This window comes from Enterobacter sp. BNK-34 (genome assembly GCF_048684445.1).
Classification (GTDB): domain Bacteria; phylum Pseudomonadota; class Gammaproteobacteria; order Enterobacterales; family Enterobacteriaceae; genus Enterobacter; species Enterobacter pseudoroggenkampii.
Map to the genome: position 1 here is coordinate 99,148 of NZ_JBLQUA010000001.1, position 16,998 is coordinate 116,145.

Genomic DNA, 16,998 nt, shown 5'->3' on the forward strand with positions numbered 1-16,998 from the left:
ACATTATATATTGTCCTGATTGACTCGGGATGAAAGCTCCTGATGGCTCTTTTTAGCTGATTTCAAAATCTTTTAATTCCCCACCTTCAGCAATCAGATTTGAGATCCGCTTCGGCATTCGCCCCTGACCTGACCATGTTTTTGACTCTCCAGTTTCGTCAGTATATCGATACTTCGCGGGGCGGGGGGAGCGCGTTCTTTTAGCCTTACCCGGAGAGCCAATAGCAGCCATAAGTTCGGATGGGTCGATACCCTCATCAAGCATCATCTGACGAAGTGATTCCAGTTTATCGCGGCGCTGACTTTCATTTGCAAGACGTAATGTCTCTTCTTCTCGTCGTTCTATAAGAATAAGTTTAAACTTTTCCAGAACATCTTCCAGCACATCTAAGGACATTTCACGAGTCTGGGAACGCAAGGTACGGATATTGTTCAACTGTGTGAGAGCATCTGACATAAAGAGACCTCTTAAAATTTCAGCAAATACCAATGTCGACGGTTGCTCATCAACCCGATTTTTCTTAATGAGCATTTTAATCCGATTGGTACATATTGTTATTAACGAGGTTTAGACTACTGATATAAATCTCTTATCGCAAGACAAAACTAAGAAGAATGTGCAAGAACTAAATTCTAACTCCTACGAAATGTCCATGCATTTTTGAAGATACTTAAAACTATAATGCCAGGAGTCATCCGGAGAGCCTTTTTATACCCTCATAACTTATTGCTTCAGTTACACCTGATGAGATTTAAAATGAGGAGAGAAAGCGCCACCACTTAGCAAGGTTTTTCACAAATGGCAGGATGGCACGCAGGGGAGAGACACCTGCATTTTGTCAGAGGGTAGCGAATTACTCTCTCTTTATAGAGGTGTTTCTAAAAAAGTGTAATGTAAAAAAAGCCTGCTGTTAGCAGGCCATAAATGTTTTTAACTCATTTTTTGTTCGATTCTGATAAATAGGGTAAGCATGCAATTAAACGTGGAGCATAGAGCATGACAAAAATGCTATAAATATTTCCTGGCTGCATCAAGTATCTCCTGTGACGTTAACTCCCTGTCAGTAGCCACGTAAACAATACCATGATCGCCAGTTAAGGAAGGAAAACCTGCAGACATAATCCGAAGAAGTGTTTCTTCACCGTTAGGATATTCCTGCCTGATTGAGGATATACCTTCCAGAACGGTCATGACTTTACAGGATTCAGCATTAAAGAAAACAAGGACTTTAATCATATTCTATTACCCTGTTCTCTCGTGGATATTAACTGGCAGATGCCATTAAGGTCAAAGCCATTACGCACTTCTTATTTAACATGTGGTTAGCTTGTGCTTTTAAACTTTTTATGCAGTAGTACTGCACTTCATCACATCGGTTAGCATACTCATAATTTTGAAAAATATGCTGATCAGAGATTAAGAATAAACGACTTTCATCTGATTTAAGTTATGGATCTATCTACTCAGGAATAATCCTTCATCGTTATCGCAGACCCACAATGATTTATTTATCGCAAAGTGTTACGTTTGCAGCAGCAGGACCCTTGCCTCCGCGGTGAATGGCGAATTCAACTTTCTGTCCTTCAAATAAAGTTTTAAAGTTGTCGCCATTAAGCGCAGAAAAATGGACAACGATATCTTTGCTGCCATCAAGAGGAGAGATAAAGCCAAAACCTTTGTCTTCGTTAAACCATTTTACCAGGCCTGTAATTCTAGAGGTCATACTGACTCCTGTTATACATCATTGTATTGATAGTAAACGTATGGACTCAAAAAGAGGGGATATCAACGATAGCGCCTGGTAATGAGAACTGCCCGGAAAATTTCTAACTTTCATTAGTACATCGAACTGATGGAATTCATTAAGGCACAGGGAATCGATATAAGCAAATTATCTTTTAGCCGTCCAGAGGTCCTGTAGGGAAAATAAAAGTGGCTGAATACCATTTTCAATGTATAGTCTTTACTTGTTTTCAATAAGGAATTGACTTGTCCCATAAAATGACAGGAATTGTCAAAAGCTTTGATATTCTTAGTGGTAAAGGCCTCATCATCCCATCTGATGGACGAAAAGACGTTCTGCTTCACATTTCAGCCGTTAACTCCCGCGAATCAGAATTACTCATCCCTGGAAGCCGCATAGAGTTTTGCCGGATAAACGGTCTCAGGGGGCCTGTGGCTGCGAACATTTATCTTTCCTGATTTTCAGTGTGTCAAAATAAATAGATTAAAACTTAACCACATGTGGTACAGTGAATCTCATTCATTGAAAGGTTAATGGTTATGTCTGTTATCAATTATGCAATGAAACTTTTCAGCAGTGCGTCTACTGCCGCTGCTGCCTGTCCTGTTTGTGGCTTAAAATCAGCACAACCGTTGTCAAAAATCCGGCTCAACCAGACCATGCTTTGCCCCGGATGTAAGGCTCTGTTTATCTCCCGACGCTAGCTCGACAAAAAACGCATAACAGAGCTCATGTCCTATACTTATGTTAGATTCCGGCAGCTGTTAAATCCCTGATGCCTGACGCCCATCCTGAGAGAACGTTTCTGAACTGATTTCGCAACTGCTCCTGCGCGCTAACGTCGCATCAGAGCAATGCTATGAAAATGAACCCAAGAGCGTGGTTTAACCGCTCCCGTATTCTGATGAATGCTGCCGAAAACATAACGTTTTCGGCGAACGATCCTGCCGGTGAAAGCTCGCCGCGGTCAGAACTCTTTTCGACCGTCCAGATGGAACGCTACGGCCAGAAGCTGGCGCGGACTCATAAAGTATCACCGGATAAGCATCCTTATTATCTTCTGAAACGGCTTGGCGACAATGAGGCCGTCATTACCCAAAACTGCTATGAGCTTAACGCGGGTAAAAAGACCAGTATCATGCCCGCCGGTGAATGGCTGCTGGACAATTATTATCTGATTGAGGAACAAATCCGCACTGTCCGCCAGCATCTGCCGAAAAGCTTTGGCAAAGGTCTTCCGTCGCTGGTATCGCCGCTGAATTGCCCACGAATTTATCATATTGCATCAGAGGCCATTGCTCACGGCGATGGCCGCTGGGATGCCGCCAGCCTGACCAGCTATCTCACTGCCTATCAACAGGTGACACCGCTGACGCTGGGTGAAGTCTGGGCGTTACCGGGAATGCTGCGCCTGGCGCTGATTGAAAATCTTCGTCGTATCAGTATGGAAGTGATAAAAGCGCAGCAGGACAGAAACCTTGCCGATACGTGGATAACAAGGATTGTCGAATGCGCAGAGAGTGCGCCCGGTGATTTAATCATGGTGGTTGCCGATATGGCGCGCTCCCGACCTCCGTTAACCAGTGCGTTTGTCGCAGAGCTGGTGCGGCGCCTGCAGGGGCATGGCAACGCGCTGTCGTTACCTCTGACCTGGGTTGATCAGTGCCTTCGGGAACAGGGGATCACCACTGACGTTCTCATACATAGTTTCAATCAGCAGCTTGCCGCCAGCCAGCTGTCCGTCAGTAACAGCATCGCGGGCCTGCGATTATTGAGTGAAACGGACTGGGCTGATTTCGCCGAAACGATAAGCGTCGTCGAACAGGCATTACGCAATGATCCTGCCGGCATTTATCCCCGGATGCACTTCAATACCCGGGATCATTACCGGCACGTAGTTGAGGTTCTGGCCAGAGACAGCGGTCTCAGCGAGCCTGAGGTTGCTGAGAAGGTGCTGGCGCTTTCAGAGGAAAAAGCGCCCGATACACCGGAACATCATGTTGGTTATTATCTTGCGGGCGAAGGTCGACAGGCGCTGGATATTCATCTCCTGGCAGACGCCTCAAGGCTCATACGCTTGCGGCACAGTTTCAACAGAATAACCCTGCTGTCATGGCTTGGAAGCCTGGCGTTGCTGACAACCGCAGCGACCGCTGCAATATTGCACGAAACCGCCATGCAGGGCGCAGACTGGCTATTGATCGCGATGATATTGCCTCTGATTATCGCTTTAACTCAGTTAATGAGCGATTTACTCAGTGATGCAACCACCCGTTTTCGCGTTCCTCGCCCCTTGCCGGGGATGGATTTTTCAGCCGGTATTCCCGCTGACAATGCCACCATGTTAGTCATTCCCTGCATGTTGACCAGCCACGAAAGTTTCAGCCAGCTCCTCACCAGTCTTGAAGTTTGCTGGTTGGGGAATCAAAACGAAAATCTCAGGTTCGCGCTGCTCACAGACTTCGCTGATTCTGAAAATGAACCCTCGTCGGAAAGTCACGCGCTGCTCAGACAGGCTATCGCCGATACGCAGGCGCTTAATCGCCGCTACCCCTCCAGCCGACCACGTTTTTATCTGTTACATCGTCAGCCTGAATGGAACCCCTCGGAAGGTGCGTGGATGGGCTATGAACGCAAGCGGGGAAAACTGGCGTTACTGAACAGCTGGTTGCGTCATCCCGGAACACAATTCGTCAGCGTTGCAGACATGCCTGCCCACCTTTTACCGGGTCACATAAAATACGTCATTACCCTGGACAGCGATACGGTACTCCCGCGCGATACGGCACATAAACTCGTCGCGACGATGGCGCATCCGCTGAATACGCCTGAGTATGATCCGGTACGCCAGAGGGTTGTCAAAGGATTCGGTATTTTACAGCCCGGTCTTGCGGAGGAGATACCACGCAACGGTCAGGGGCGTTACGCAGCCCTGCGCAGCAGCTTACCTGGCAATAACCCTTATTCGATGATGTCTTCGGATATTTATCAGGATCTCTTTGGGGAAGGCTCGTTTGTAGGCAAAGGGATTTACGATGTTGATATTTTTATGCAGGCCACTACCAACATCTGCCCGGAAAATCTGGTACTCAGCCACGATCTGCTTGAAGGATGCTATGCACGTTCGGGTCTGCTGAGCGAGGTATTAATGTATGAACAGTACCCTAATAATTATCTGTCGGATGTTGCACGACGTTCACGCTGGATCCGGGGTGACTGGCAACTGCTTAACTGGCTAAAACCACGCGTCAGAAAAGCCGATGGAACCCGGGTCAGGAATCCGCTGACCGCACTTTCTTACTGGAAATTACTCGATAATCTACGTCGCAGTCTGGTCGCCCCCTCCTTACTGGTATTGCTGTTCTTCACTCTGCTTTGGGTACCCAATCCGGTTTACTGGCTGGGCATACTGTTGCTGATATGGCTGTTGCCAGCCATCCTCTGCATTAGCCACGACCTTCTGCATAAACCTCTGCGTCGCCGCGTGAAGCCGCATCTGTTACTGGTGGGGGCGGGCGCGCTAAAGCGTCTGTCAGGTATCAGCCTTAATTTTGCGATACTGCCGCACGAAGCCGGATATTCGCTGAAAGCGATCGCCGTGACGCTATGGCGACTGGGGATCAGCAGGCGTCATCTCAGCCAGTGGGTCAGCCACAGTCAGGACAGCGATCGGGCCAGACCCGCTGTTGCACGTTTTTATCAGGCGATGTGGCTGAACGTTGCCGGTGGCGTGGCGCTGACAATACTGACCGGACAATTTGCCCCACAGCTGCTGGGGATTGCGTTACCGATCGGTTTGGTATGGTGTGTGGCACCGCTGCTGATGAGCTGGCTGAGTCGCCAGCCCGTGCGTAAGGTTTTTTCGCCTAATCAGGAACAAAAACAGCTGTTACGCCAGACAAGCCGTGAAATCTGGGCTTTTTTTGAAACATTTGCCACAGCAAAAGAGAACTGGCTTCCGCCTGATAATTATCAGGAAATACCACAACCGACGGTGGCACACCGAACTTCTCCTACCAATATTGGTCTTTCCCTTATGGCTAACCTGACGGCATGGGACTTTGGCTACCTGCCCGGCGGAGAGGTGCTCCGGCGCGTGTCGCTCACGCTCGACACGCTGGATAAAATGGAGCACTACCGGGGCCATCTCTACAACTGGTATGACACCCGTACACTGGTCCCCCTCAGTCCACGCTATATCTCAAGCGTCGACAGCGGCAACATGGCCGGGCATTTGTTGACCCTGCGTGCAGGCCTGTCCGCCATGCGTCTTCAGCCTGTTTTAAACAGCCAACAGATACTGGCAGGACTGAACGATACGCTGGATATTCTGGAAAAACAGTGGGGTAAGAACCCACCTGACAGCCTGAGACTGCTGCGCAAGCATTGCCTGAATGCGATGTCGCTCACTCCGCAAGCGTTTTTCAGCGAACTGAAAAGCATGCGCACCCAGTGCAACCATCTGACCAGCGCATGTCATCAGGGATCTCCTCTTCAGATGCGCTGGGCTGGACATCTGGAGCATCAACTGGTTCAGCTTTGCCATGAGTGGTCTCTGTTGCTTGGCTGGTTACCTGCATCCTGGAATGAACAGACGCTGCCGACGCTGAGCGAGCTTGCCCGTCCGACATTAACCGGTACAGGAACGCCTCCGGCATCAGTGGCGGAGCAGGCCCGAATGCGACTCAATATTATCACCGAGCTGGAACAGCGGCTGGATGAGCATGCCCGGATGGATTTCGCCTTTCTGTACAGTGAAGCAACCAGTCTGCTCAGCGTCGGTTATAACTGTGACACCAATATGCCTGACAAGAGCCACTACGATCTCCTGCCGTCTGAAATCCGCCTGACCAGTTTTCTTGCCATTGCGACTAATCAGCTGCCTCTTAAAAGCTGGTACGCGCTGGGTCGATTGTTTACCACGATTGATAATGAAACTGCCCTGATGTCATGGAGCGGATCCATGTTTGAATATCTGATGCCGAATCTGGTGATGCCCACCTGGCCCGGCAGCCTGCTCGATGAAATGAGTCAGTCGGCGGTTATGCGCCAGATTCACTGGGGGAAAGAACGCGGGGTACCATGGGGTGTTTCAGAGTCTGGCTATCATGCTTTTGATGTTCAGCATAATTATCAGTATCAGGCATTTGGCGTACCGGGGCTCGGTCTACGCAGGGGACTTGCCGATGACATGGTTGTCGCTCCTTACGCCACGCTGCTGGCGCTGATGGTTTCCCCGCAGAAAGCCTGTGAGAACCTGTTCAGGCTGCAAAAAAATGGTGCATGCGGAGAATACGGTTTTTATGAAGCGCTGGACTATACCCCCTCACGTCTTGCAACCGGTCAGCTCTATGCGGTGGTACAGTCCTGGATGGCGCATCACCAGGGTATGGCATTTCAGGCGCTGGCTCATGTACTGCTTGATGCCCCCATGACTGAACGCTTTATGTCCAGTACGGTATTCCGGTCAGCGAGTCTGCTGTTACAGGAGCGCGTGCCGGATGCGGTCGATCTGTACAGTCCGCGCCGTCATTTTGAATCTCATGAGGGCATGGTCAAACCCGTTCGCTATGAACCCCGTATTTTCTATAGCGTGGATACCCCCGCCCCGGATATTCAACTCCTGTCCAACGGCCATTATCATCTGATGTTGACCGCGGGCGGCGGCGGTTACAGTCGCTGGAATGATATTGCACTAACGCGCTGGCGCAGTGATACCACCCGTGATAACTGGGGAGCATTCTGCTACATCCGCGATACCCAGACGGGAGATGTGTGGAGCAATACCTGGCAACCGACAGGCTACACCAGCGGACAAGACGAGGAAGTGTTGTTCACCGATACGGGGGCAGAATTCAGACGCAGCTTAGGGGGACTCAGCGTCAAAACTCAGGTGGTGATCTCTCCGGAGGATGATGTTGAATTGCGACGGCTCACACTGATTCATCGTGGTCGTAAGCCTCGCTCTCTGGAGCTGACAACCTATGCTGAAGTGGTACTGGCACCTGATGCCAGCGATCTGGCACACCCGGCATTCAGCAATTTGTTTATTCAGACTGAGCTGGCTCCTGAGCGTGACGCTATTCTTTGCCACCGGCGCCCGCGCTCACCGGATGAACCGGGCCCTTGCCTGTTTCACATGATGGTGGTGCACGGCGATAACCGACATAACGTGTCGTTTGAAACGGACAGGGCAAGGTTTATTGGACGTGGCAGAAACCCTGCGAATGCACAGGCAATAGAGACGGGAGGGATGCTAGGCAACACGTCGGGCTCGGTGCTGGATCCGATACTGGCAATTCGCAACGCCATTATTCTGCAGCCGGGGCAGCCGGTTACGATTGATATCATTTATGGCATCAGCGAGACCCGTCAGCAGAGCATGGCGTTGCTGGAGAAATATCGCGATTACCCTATCGCCGATCGCGTCTTTGAACTGGCCTGGTCTCACAGCCTGGTGGTATTGCGCCAGATGAACGCCAGTGAAGATGATGCCACGTTGTTCAATAGTCTCGCCAGCGCTGTGCTTTACCCTGTTCAGGAGCTGCGCGCCGAAGGCCAGGCGATCGGCCGCAACCGGCGTGGCCAGTCCGGACTGTGGGGCTGGGCAATTTCAGGGGATCTGCCGATAGTGCTGCTGAGTATAACCAGCGAGGAAAGTATCACCTCAGTGACCACACTGATTCAGGCACACCGTTACTGGAGACAGAAAGGGCTGGATGTTGATTTGGTTATCCTGAATGACAGCCCCGGCGGCTACCAGCAGGGATTACAAAATCAGATTATGGAGTTAATTTATGCCGGGTCTGAAGCCAGTCTGCTGGATAAAAAGGGCGGGCTTTTTGTCCGGAACGGTGAGCATCTCTCCGCTGAGGATAAGTTGCTTTTGATGAGCGTGGCCTGTCTTTATCTTGATGACCGCGCAGGGGGTATTAATGAGCAGCTTAACCAGCGTATTCATACCCTGAAATCGCCGGCAAGGGCATTCATTCCGCGTGCTGTGCGCGAGCGTAATCAACATACGGACTGGAGCCCTGATACCAGTCAGTTATGCCATTTCAATGGGTACGGTGGATTTTCTCAGGATGGGCGGGAGTATCAGATCGTCCTTCGGGAAAATGCGCTTACACCGGCTCCCTGGTCGAACATACTGGCAAATTCTCGTTTTGGCAGTGTGATCTCAGAGGCAGGGCAGGCCTATACCTGGTATGAGAATGCCCATGAATACCGGTTGACGCCGTGGGAGAACGATCCGGTGAGCGATCGCAGCGGCGAGGCATTTTACCTGCGCGATGAAGAGAGCGGGGAGTGCTGGTCGCCGACGGCTTTACCTGTTCGCGGACACGGTGATTACCTGACCCGCCATGGTTTTGGCTACAGCGTTTTTGCCCATCGTGAGAGTGGTATAGACAGCGAGCTGACGGTCCTGGTTGCTGAAGAAGATCCGGTTAAACTGGTGCTCCTGACGCTCAGTAACTCTTCGGGACGGACACGTCAACTTTCCGTCACAGGCTATGTAGAGTGGACGCTCGGAGAAACACGAACGCGCTCAGCCCCTCACATTGTGACACATGTGGCCAGAACGCCCGGCGGCTGCGGGGTGCTTGCGAATAACTTTTATGGTGATAATGGTGGCGGCCGAACTGCATTTTTTGCCGTCAGCGGTAATGACTGTTCTCTGACAGGGGACCGCCGGGAGTTTATTGGCCGTAATGGTTCCCTTCACGCCCCTTCGGCCATGAAACTGCAAAAGCTTTCTGGTAAGACGGGGGCCGGTCTGGATCCCTGCGGAGCGGTACAATCGGCGGTTACATTAATTGACGGGGACCAGAGGACGTTTATTTTTATCCTCGGCGCAGAGGAGAATGATGTTTGTGCTCAGGAGACGCTGGCCCGCTACATGAACGAGGATACGGTCCGCCAGGAGCTGAACCGGATTCATAATCACTGGCACAATGTTCTCGATAAAATCGTAGTTAACACCCCCGACACGTCCGTAAATTTACTGGTTAATGGCTGGCTGTTGTATCAGACGGTCGCCTGCCGTCTTATGGCCCGGAGTGGCTACTATCAGTCTGGCGGTGCATTTGGTTTTCGCGATCAGCTGCAGGATACGCTGGCTCTGAGCCACGCTGCTCCGGACCGGATGCGTGAACAGATAATACTCTGTGCATCACGGCAGTTTATCGAGGGGGATGTGCAGCACTGGTGGCACCCGCCACACGGCAACGGTGTGCGTACACGCTGTTCCGATGACTATCTTTGGCTGCCGCTTGCTGTTTGCCACTATGTTGAAACGACGGGGGATATGGATGCACTGGAAATACGCATTCCTTATCTGGAGGGACGCTCGCTTCAGCCTGGTGAAGAGTCTGTCTATGACACGCCGGTCATCAGCGGCACCGAAGAGACACTCTGGTTACACTGCGTCAAAGCTATTCACTATGGACTTCGCTTTGGGGAGCATGGCCTGCCGCTGATGGGGGTTGGTGACTGGAATGACGGGATGAACCGGGTGGGTATCGAAGGCAAAGGTGAAAGCGTCTGGCTGGGCTTCTTCCTGTACGGCATTTTGCAGCGGTTTGCAGCGCTGGCGGAGCGCAGGCTGGATGAAAGCGTCGCCGTGATGTGCCGTTCACAGGCTCTGCGCCTGCAAAGTAATCTCGAAGCCCACGCCTGGGATGGGGAATGGTACCGGCGCGGGTATTTTGACGATGGTACTCCCCTGGGATCGAAAACCTCACAGGACTGCCGGATTGATGCGATTGCGCAGAGCTGGTCTGTATTGTCCGGCGCTGCGAGCCCGGGACGGTGCGAAAAGGCCATGCAGGCGCTGGATAAGCACCTTGTGGATAACGAAGGAGGGCTGATCAAACTGTTAACGCCTCCTTTCGACGGACACGGTCCAAATCCGGGCTACATACAGGGGTACCTGCCAGGCGTGCGGGAAAACGGAGGGCAGTATACGCATGGCGCCATCTGGGCAGTGATGGCCTTTGCCCGAATGGGGAATGCCGGACGAGCCTGGCAACTCTGGTCAATGCTCAGCCCTGTAAATCATACCCTGAATGCGGACTCTGTCGGGATTTATAAAGCTGAGCCTTATGTCATGAGTGCTGATGTCTACAGCGTCGCTCCCCATACCGGACGTGCAGGGTGGAGCTGGTATACCGGTTCCGCAGGCTGGGCCTGGCGTTTACTTACCGAGGAATTACTGGGGATAAAACGTTCCGGCACTGACTTTAGTGTTCATGCCAGGTTACCGGATGAGTGGTCGTCTTTTTCTATGGCATATCAATATGGTGAAAGCCATTATCAGATTAGTGTTTCACGCGGCGATGCAGAATATTGCGTGACGCTGGATGGTGTTCTCCTCCCTGATGACAGAATACCGCTGAAGGATGATGGACAAAATCATACGGTTGAGATCATTCAGAACTGACACTGATCCCGGAGGTGCATTAACGTCTGCCGTTAATGCGCTGATTATCCCTGAGAACATCAATCGCAGTCTGCATGGCGATTTTGTCATCCCGCCTTTTTTGTTTGTTCTGCATGACCTGAAGGTATTCCAGCAAGGTGCGGGTATTAATCGGCCGGCCCTGTTTACCCACAGCCAGCACGGCTTCGCCAAGAATAATTTTCACAGGCGGTAGTTGTGCCGGATACCAGTCAAGGGTGTCTTCTGATTTCATCTTAAATTTCTCACGGAAGGGTAGTGTATCATAAATAAGACGTTCAATTTTCAATATCTGATATCCTGGTTCAGACACAACTTAACATAACTTATGCCAGTTATTTTTATATTAAAGCGTATAATAATTACTCTATTCCTCAGAGAATTATTTATGTCTTATACAAATGGGCTCAGATATTTTAAAGAAAGACCGGTTCATGTTGCCTGCCCGGTATGTGCACACAGAGCCGGGCAGAAAGCAGGTAAACTAAGAAAAGATGCGGTTCTTGAGTGCCCTGCCTGCGGACTGTTGTTCAGACCTTCAGAATGCTGGTGTATCGGCGGCTGATCAGCTTCTGTCACTTAACGTCAGTGATGTCGGAAAATGATAACATTCCTCCTGTACTGCTGTTGTCGAGGGTATGATAATGAAATCTAAAAAATCTGTTTTTATTGAAGGGCATATCATGTCGAACAGCTGTCACGGACAGCCTAGCCAACCTTTCTGTATTCACCGGGTCAGTTTTAGTAATGGTAAATATGCGATTATTCGGGTGGCATCCGGGATATGTTTCAAACCAGACGAAATTATTCAACGAAACGATTGTGAGTGGTTTTATAAACTTACCAAAATTCGGCTTCTTTCTTTTGAGTACCTTGATGATGCTGAATCAAGAAGACAATTCCTTGAGTATCAATGATAAACCATGGGTTTATAGCAGAATAAATTTGCTGGCTTACAATTCACCCCTGGCTCTTTAAATTATTCACCAGTCATTGCAAAACTTTTTTTTCTGAATTTAGATGAATTTAAATTATCTAAAACAAAATGTATCGCTAAAGACGAATTGCCTCATTGTTTTCCTTTTGCGTTATAACCTTCATTAGCATTAAGGAAATTTATGGCACAGACTTTTACTCATAATTTACTTCGTCCTCGCCACTGGCTTACCTGGTCTGGTTTGGGTCTGCTGTGGCTTCTCGTTCAACTTCCTTACCCGGTTTTACATACTCTGGGCTCTGGCCTTGGAAAAATATCCAGACCCTTTCTGAAACGCCGGGAAGGAATTGCGATTAGAAATATCGAACTGTGCTTTCCCGAGATGACACCGTTTGCCCGGAGCCAGATGGTCAATAAAAACTTTGTTTCTCTCGGGCTGGGACTGATGGAAACAGGAATGGCCTGGTTCTGGAGCGATGCGAGAGTCAAAAAATGGTTTGATGTCGAAGGGCTTGAAAACCTGACCGGTGCGACAAGAGGAGTAATGGTTGTCGGGATTCATTTTATGTCCCTTGAGTTGTGTGGAAGAGTAATGGGGTTATGCCATCCTATGATGGCAACGTATCGCCCACACAATGATCCATTAATGGAATGGGTACAGACAAAAGGGCGTATGCGTTCAAATAAGGCTATGATTAATCGACGTAATTTATCAGGTTTTGTTCATGCGCTAAAAGCAGGTGAAGCCGTTTGGTTTGCACCAGACCAGGATTATGGGTCTAAGGGAAGCGTTTTTGCACCTTTTTTCTCGGTAAAAAAAGCAGCCACGACGAACGGAACGTATGCTCTGTCAAAACTCGCTGGTGCACACTTGATCACACTTAGCATGATTAGACGTAGCGATAAAAAAGGTTATCACATGTATATCAGCAATCCGTTGGCAGGTTATCCAGGGGAAGATAAGGTCGCCGCAGCGGCTTATATGAACAAGATCATCGAGCGTGAAATTCTCCGTGCCCCTGAGCAATACCTGTGGATGCATCGCAGGTTCAAAACGCGTCCTGAAGGCGAAGTCTCTTTATACAAATGAACAACTCTACTTGCCATGAGCCAGAATCTATCTTTCTTGCCACTGCGTATTTGTAAAAATGCGATAAGGAATTTTCGATCGGATTCATGTTAACGATGGCTTGACTGACAGCCAAGGTTAATCAATTGAACCGGTTCGGATTTGAAGGTCCGTTTTTCGCTCATAGCAGACATGAATACTCTGCTAATTGGCCACTCCGGGCCTGAACGGACGAGGTACACCATCGACTCAAGCGGACAAGTTTATGGGCCACTACAGTATTTGAGATAGAGCAGTTTTTATTGACCCTCTCAGTAATCAGACGCTAAATATCCAGCCACACTTACATTTAGTTTGCCATAGAGCGTGTTATTTTGAAGTCGCTAGGCATGTTGGAACCATGCGAGGTTCTGTGGTTCTACTTTATGGTTCCTTTTTGGAACCCATAACGAAACTAATTTAAACAAAAATATTAAATATCAATACACTATAATTAAAAGCACAGGGACGCCAGCCCACCAAAATTCTCCATTGGCGATCACCAGAGTCGACTGATGAAGTCCTGAAAGCCCGCACGGCGCAAGCCCTGCGGGCTTTTTTGTGTCTGCTGTTGTCCGAGGGCATCCGGCTAAATGCGGTGATTATTAGTATACGTTTAGGTATACGGTAGGATGTATACCTAAACGCGTATACCAATTCATGAAGGAGCGGCCACAGTTGCAGGGACAACACGCTCCCTGGCCAAAACCGAATTTCTACGCGCTAAAGCGTTTGAGAAGGCTCTAACGCTGCATGATGGCGATGGGCTTTTCCTGATAGTGAAAACTATCGGGAAAAAACTCTGGCGTTTCCGTTATCAACGCCTGGCAACAAAGCAGCGAACAATGATGGGACTCGGCGCCTTCCCCGCCCTTTCGCTTGCTGATGCCCGAGGGTTGAGAGCGGATTACCTTGCCTTATTAGCCAATCGAATCGACCCGCAAGTTCAGACAGAAGTTGCAGCTGAACAGCAGTAAATCGCTCTGGAAAGGATTTTTTCGACTGTTGCAGCCAATTTGTTCCTGCTCAAAAGCAAAAGATATTTGGCGCTCACAGCAGAAAGATGTATTCCCTGCAGTTAGTGAGATCCCCATTCAGCGAATTAAATCCCTAACATTGGTTGAAGCGCTCGAGCCAATAAAAGTTCGTGGGGTGCTTGAGTCTGTACATCGCCTGGTAAAGCGTATTAATGAGATAATAATATATGCCGTAAACACTGGTCTGACTGATGCTAACCCTGCATCAGGTTTTGGTAGGGTATTTGAAAAGCCCAAAAACACATGCCGATGCTTCGGCCAGAAGAGTTACCGAGGCTGATGTGTTCTTTAGTCATGTCAAATCTGTCTGTCCCGACTCGCTGACTAATCAAGTGGCAATTCTTGACTCTTGTGCGCCTTTCTGAGGCTTGAAGGGGGGGATCGATAGAGATTCTAGAAGCAATGAAGCCAATTAGTGCGCATCGTGAACATGTTGTTTCAGTGGGAATGATCCTAAACAACCAATGAATAGCAAAAATTAATGCTGCTTTAAAACGTATTGGTTTTGGCAGAAAGTTGGTTCCCTACTGCTTACATTCAATAGCTAATACGGCAATGAATGAAGCTGGAATGAATGCGAACGTCATTGAGTAAGCATTAGCACAACTGATAAAAACGAAGCGCGCATAGCTTATAATGGCTCAAACTATACACTCCTGAGAATAGACCTAATAAACTAGTGGAATGAATACACAGTTAAAAGCAAGGCCGGATATTAAACGGCCTTGCTTTTAATGTTCAACATCTACAATTATCACGCAAAAATTGCGGAATCCAATTAACAAAAAACAATGAACTATTGAAAAGCGAAAATATTTCCTCAGTAGTTTTCTCTAAGGTAAAATTCCCATAATCCTGATGAACAAGTCTATTTCTTTCTGAGCCTAATGATAAAAAAGCACGTATTGACACTTCCAACGTTGAGTTTCTACGAACCTCTTCTTTGGCTATAGTAGAAAAAGAGCCACCAAACAATGAAAAAAAGGAGTTGGCGGACGTTTGCTCCCAGTTAAACCATGTATGATATTGTCTATTGATTGCCTTTTGCTGTATAAGTGCAGCAAGTATATGATTTTCACCAGCTATTTCATACGCGAACTGCAACACATTTTCGGTCATTCTTTTTTCGAAATAACTAGCAGCAGCCAATAATAATGACTTTCTGAAATTATCCTCAGCTACGTTTAGCAGCGAAATCTCCCCTGTCTCACTTAATATACGGGTTAGCTCGCCAAACTCTGCATGTAGTCTTTCTACTATGTTCGTTGACATTGAGCCCCTCTTATTTAATAACTAAATCACGCTTGGCGATAGAAATTCTTAGCTCAACATTTGCAACCTTTGTCGTGCCCTCATTAGCTGCCGCTGTAAAATCTGTATTCGATTTAATTAGCTCAATACTTTCGTATTGTATTTTACCACGAATTAACTCATGTTTTAAAAAAGAAGGCTCACATGCGGCGGTAAACACAGCCTCATAAAGAGCAATATTAAACCTCTTATTACTTTTATTAACAAACGCTTCACTAGGAAGATCAGAGCAACTATCAATAAAACTCAAATATAAATCCTGCAAATATTTATTTTTTTCAGTAGTATTTGTCTTACTTTTTTTTGAAAACTGGTTTAAAAACTTAACCATGGAAGGAATATAATTTTCAAAATCTATCAACATTGCAAATCCGCGGAGAATTATCTCTACATCTTTTACATGTAAGTCAGGTTCAGCAGTAGCAAGAATTCGCCTTGTACCAGGATGAATATTAATCTTATAGAGCATTGCGTAAAAATCAGAATGATACATGCTCGTTCTAATTTCCTGTGGTCTTAAGTTAATTCCCCCAGTATTCAATCTATTGAAGATTTCATACATAGATGAATCATCTCCATCCGGAGTATTTTGCTTCACAATGATATTCCGTAATGGACGAAGATCAAACTGTGTTTTATATTCACCAAGAGTAGAATAATTCAGCCCCTTAAATATATTCTTAACCCCAGGTATCTTCTCTTGTAATTTCAAATTGAAATTTTGGAAATAGGTGTCATCATGAAGAATATCCTCAGGTATTTGCCCCTCCCTATCAAAGATCTCTCTTAGTTGAACCCTCATCTCCTTCTTAGGAAACCGTTTTTTAATGAAATAATAAATAGACATGAGCCTTTGCTGCCCATCAATAACTAAAAAACTATTCCTTGCCTGCTCATATAAAAACAACTGAGGAACCGGCAACCCTAAAATAAGAGACTCGATCAATTTAGATGATCGGGCCATATCCCAGACAAAGTTCCGTTGAAAACCTGGTATTTTTACTGCACCAGACTCAATAAAACTATGCAATGTCATTACATTAAAATCATTGGGAGTAGAAGTTATATCATATTCTGAAATTTGGAATTGATCCGATTCATCTGCATAGTCATCAAACCAATTTTCATCATTCGCAATTTCGCCATACTCAGTGGACATTTATAGCCTCGTAAAATTTTTTTTGGTCAGGAATTTGTAGCTTACATTAAACAATCATGAGCACGCAATGCTCTCCCCGCCCCGCCAACCCGCTTAAGAGGTCGTTTTTATTTCAGGTTCATGAATGCTCTCACTACACGCCACCGCTGACGCTGGCGGGGGATTCAGTGTCAGTAAATGCATGCATAACCATGCACCTTATGCATACATGGTTTTTTTACGGGATAATAGTAGGATTTGC

12 protein-coding genes and 1 pseudogene are annotated in these 16,998 nt (G+C 47.8%); 7 read left to right on the forward strand and 6 right to left on the reverse strand.

Annotation, left to right across the window (positions count from 1 at the left end):
* Window positions 1-52: 52 nt before the first annotated feature.
* From ACMGG5_RS00620 to ACMGG5_RS00630, 3 genes are all read right to left on the reverse strand, one after another.
* Entirely contained in the window at window positions 53-457 is a 405-nt protein-coding gene (locus tag ACMGG5_RS00620) for an H-NS family nucleoid-associated regulatory protein (protein WP_043017490.1), read from the reverse strand.
* Between the two features lie 552 nt (window positions 458-1,009).
* Window positions 1,010-1,237 carry a hypothetical protein gene (locus ACMGG5_RS00625; RefSeq protein ID WP_232959883.1) on the reverse strand — a complete coding sequence of 76 codons (228 nt, stop codon included), beginning with the start codon at window positions 1,235-1,237 and terminating at the stop codon, window positions 1,010-1,012.
* A 268-nt stretch (window positions 1,238-1,505) separates the two neighbouring features.
* Entirely contained in the window at window positions 1,506-1,724 is a 219-nt protein-coding gene (locus tag ACMGG5_RS00630; protein WP_232959884.1) for a cold shock domain-containing protein, read from the reverse strand.
* Window positions 1,725-1,990: 266 nt separating this feature from the next.
* On the opposite strand from ACMGG5_RS00630, the gene cspF reads away from it, so the two are divergent.
* The 3 genes from cspF (at window position 1,991) to ACMGG5_RS00645 (ending at window position 11,187) form a co-directional block, all read left to right on the forward strand.
* The gene (gene cspF / locus ACMGG5_RS00635) at window positions 1,991-2,203 is read left to right on the forward strand and encodes a cold shock-like protein CspF (RefSeq protein ID WP_001446195.1); all 213 of its coding nucleotides are present in this window, start codon (window positions 1,991-1,993) and stop codon (window positions 2,201-2,203) included.
* An 81-nt stretch (window positions 2,204-2,284) separates the two neighbouring features.
* The gene (locus ACMGG5_RS00640; protein WP_213666953.1) at window positions 2,285-2,449 is read left to right on the forward strand and encodes a YnfU family zinc-binding protein; all 165 of its coding nucleotides are present in this window, start codon (window positions 2,285-2,287) and stop codon (window positions 2,447-2,449) included.
* 155 nt (window positions 2,450-2,604) lie between these two features.
* A complete protein-coding gene (locus ACMGG5_RS00645; protein ID WP_420277328.1) occupies window positions 2,605-11,187 on the forward strand; it encodes a GH36-type glycosyl hydrolase domain-containing protein in 8,583 nt (2,860 codons plus the stop codon).
* Window positions 11,188-11,206: 19 nt separating this feature from the next.
* Here the strand turns inward: ACMGG5_RS00645 and ACMGG5_RS00650 are convergent, their stop codons facing one another.
* Window positions 11,207-11,440 (reverse strand): hypothetical protein, encoded by a 234-nt coding sequence (locus tag ACMGG5_RS00650; protein WP_232959942.1) that lies wholly within the window; start codon window positions 11,438-11,440, stop codon window positions 11,207-11,209.
* Between the two features lie 153 nt (window positions 11,441-11,593).
* Between ACMGG5_RS00650 and ACMGG5_RS00655 the strand changes: the two genes are divergently transcribed.
* The 4 genes and pseudogenes from ACMGG5_RS00655 to ACMGG5_RS00670 all read left to right on the forward strand — a co-directional run bounded on the left by ACMGG5_RS00655 (window position 11,594) and on the right by ACMGG5_RS00670 (window position 14,967).
* Window positions 11,594-11,770, forward strand: a complete 177-nt coding sequence (locus tag ACMGG5_RS00655) for a YnfU family zinc-binding protein (protein WP_217499297.1) — start codon at window positions 11,594-11,596, stop codon at window positions 11,768-11,770.
* A 79-nt stretch (window positions 11,771-11,849) separates the two neighbouring features.
* On the forward strand, window positions 11,850-12,122 hold the full coding sequence (locus ACMGG5_RS00660; protein WP_232959887.1) for a hypothetical protein: 273 nt from the start codon (window positions 11,850-11,852) through the stop codon (window positions 12,120-12,122).
* A gap of 201 nt (window positions 12,123-12,323) precedes the next feature.
* Entirely contained in the window at window positions 12,324-13,232 is a 909-nt protein-coding gene (gene lpxP, locus ACMGG5_RS00665; protein ID WP_232959888.1) for a kdo(2)-lipid IV(A) palmitoleoyltransferase, read from the forward strand.
* A 674-nt stretch (window positions 13,233-13,906) separates the two neighbouring features.
* Window positions 13,907-14,967 (forward strand): annotated as a pseudogene (locus tag ACMGG5_RS00670) (integrase arm-type DNA-binding domain-containing protein).
* A gap of 58 nt (window positions 14,968-15,025) precedes the next feature.
* On the opposite strand, the gene ACMGG5_RS00675 reads toward ACMGG5_RS00670, so the two are convergent.
* On the reverse strand, window positions 15,026-15,559 hold the full coding sequence (locus ACMGG5_RS00675) for a HEPN domain-containing protein (RefSeq protein WP_262802329.1): 534 nt from the start codon (window positions 15,557-15,559) through the stop codon (window positions 15,026-15,028).
* Window positions 15,560-15,569: 10 nt separating this feature from the next.
* A complete protein-coding gene (locus ACMGG5_RS00680; protein WP_262802328.1) occupies window positions 15,570-16,757 on the reverse strand; it encodes a DUF262 domain-containing protein in 1,188 nt (395 codons plus the stop codon).
* Window positions 16,758-16,998: the final 241 nt, after the last annotated feature.

Bases quoted from the DNA above. Each gene is read 5' to 3' on its own strand.
- ACMGG5_RS00630 (WP_232959884.1), bottom strand. From the start codon at position 1,724: ATGACCTCTAGAATTACAGGCCTGGTAAAATGGTTTAACGAAGACAAA.
- ACMGG5_RS00655 (WP_217499297.1), top strand. From the start codon at position 11,594: ATGTCTTATACAAATGGGCTCAGATATTTTAAAGAAAGACCGGTTCAT.
- ACMGG5_RS00675 (WP_262802329.1), bottom strand. From the start codon at position 15,559: ATGTCAACGAACATAGTAGAAAGACTACATGCAGAGTTTGGCGAGCTA.
- ACMGG5_RS00625 (WP_232959883.1), bottom strand. From the start codon at position 1,237: ATGATTAAAGTCCTTGTTTTCTTTAATGCTGAATCCTGTAAAGTCATG.
- ACMGG5_RS00680 (WP_262802328.1), bottom strand. From the start codon at position 16,757: ATGTCCACTGAGTATGGCGAAATTGCGAATGATGAAAATTGGTTTGAT.
- ACMGG5_RS00650 (WP_232959942.1), bottom strand. From the start codon at position 11,440: ATGAAATCAGAAGACACCCTTGACTGGTATCCGGCACAACTACCGCCT.
- ACMGG5_RS00620 (WP_043017490.1), bottom strand. From the start codon at position 457: ATGTCAGATGCTCTCACACAGTTGAACAATATCCGTACCTTGCGTTCC.
- ACMGG5_RS00645 (WP_420277328.1), top strand. From the start codon at position 2,605: ATGAAAATGAACCCAAGAGCGTGGTTTAACCGCTCCCGTATTCTGATG.
- lpxP (WP_232959888.1), top strand. From the start codon at position 12,324: ATGGCACAGACTTTTACTCATAATTTACTTCGTCCTCGCCACTGGCTT.
- ACMGG5_RS00640 (WP_213666953.1), top strand. From the start codon at position 2,285: ATGTCTGTTATCAATTATGCAATGAAACTTTTCAGCAGTGCGTCTACT.
- ACMGG5_RS00660 (WP_232959887.1), top strand. From the start codon at position 11,850: ATGAAATCTAAAAAATCTGTTTTTATTGAAGGGCATATCATGTCGAAC.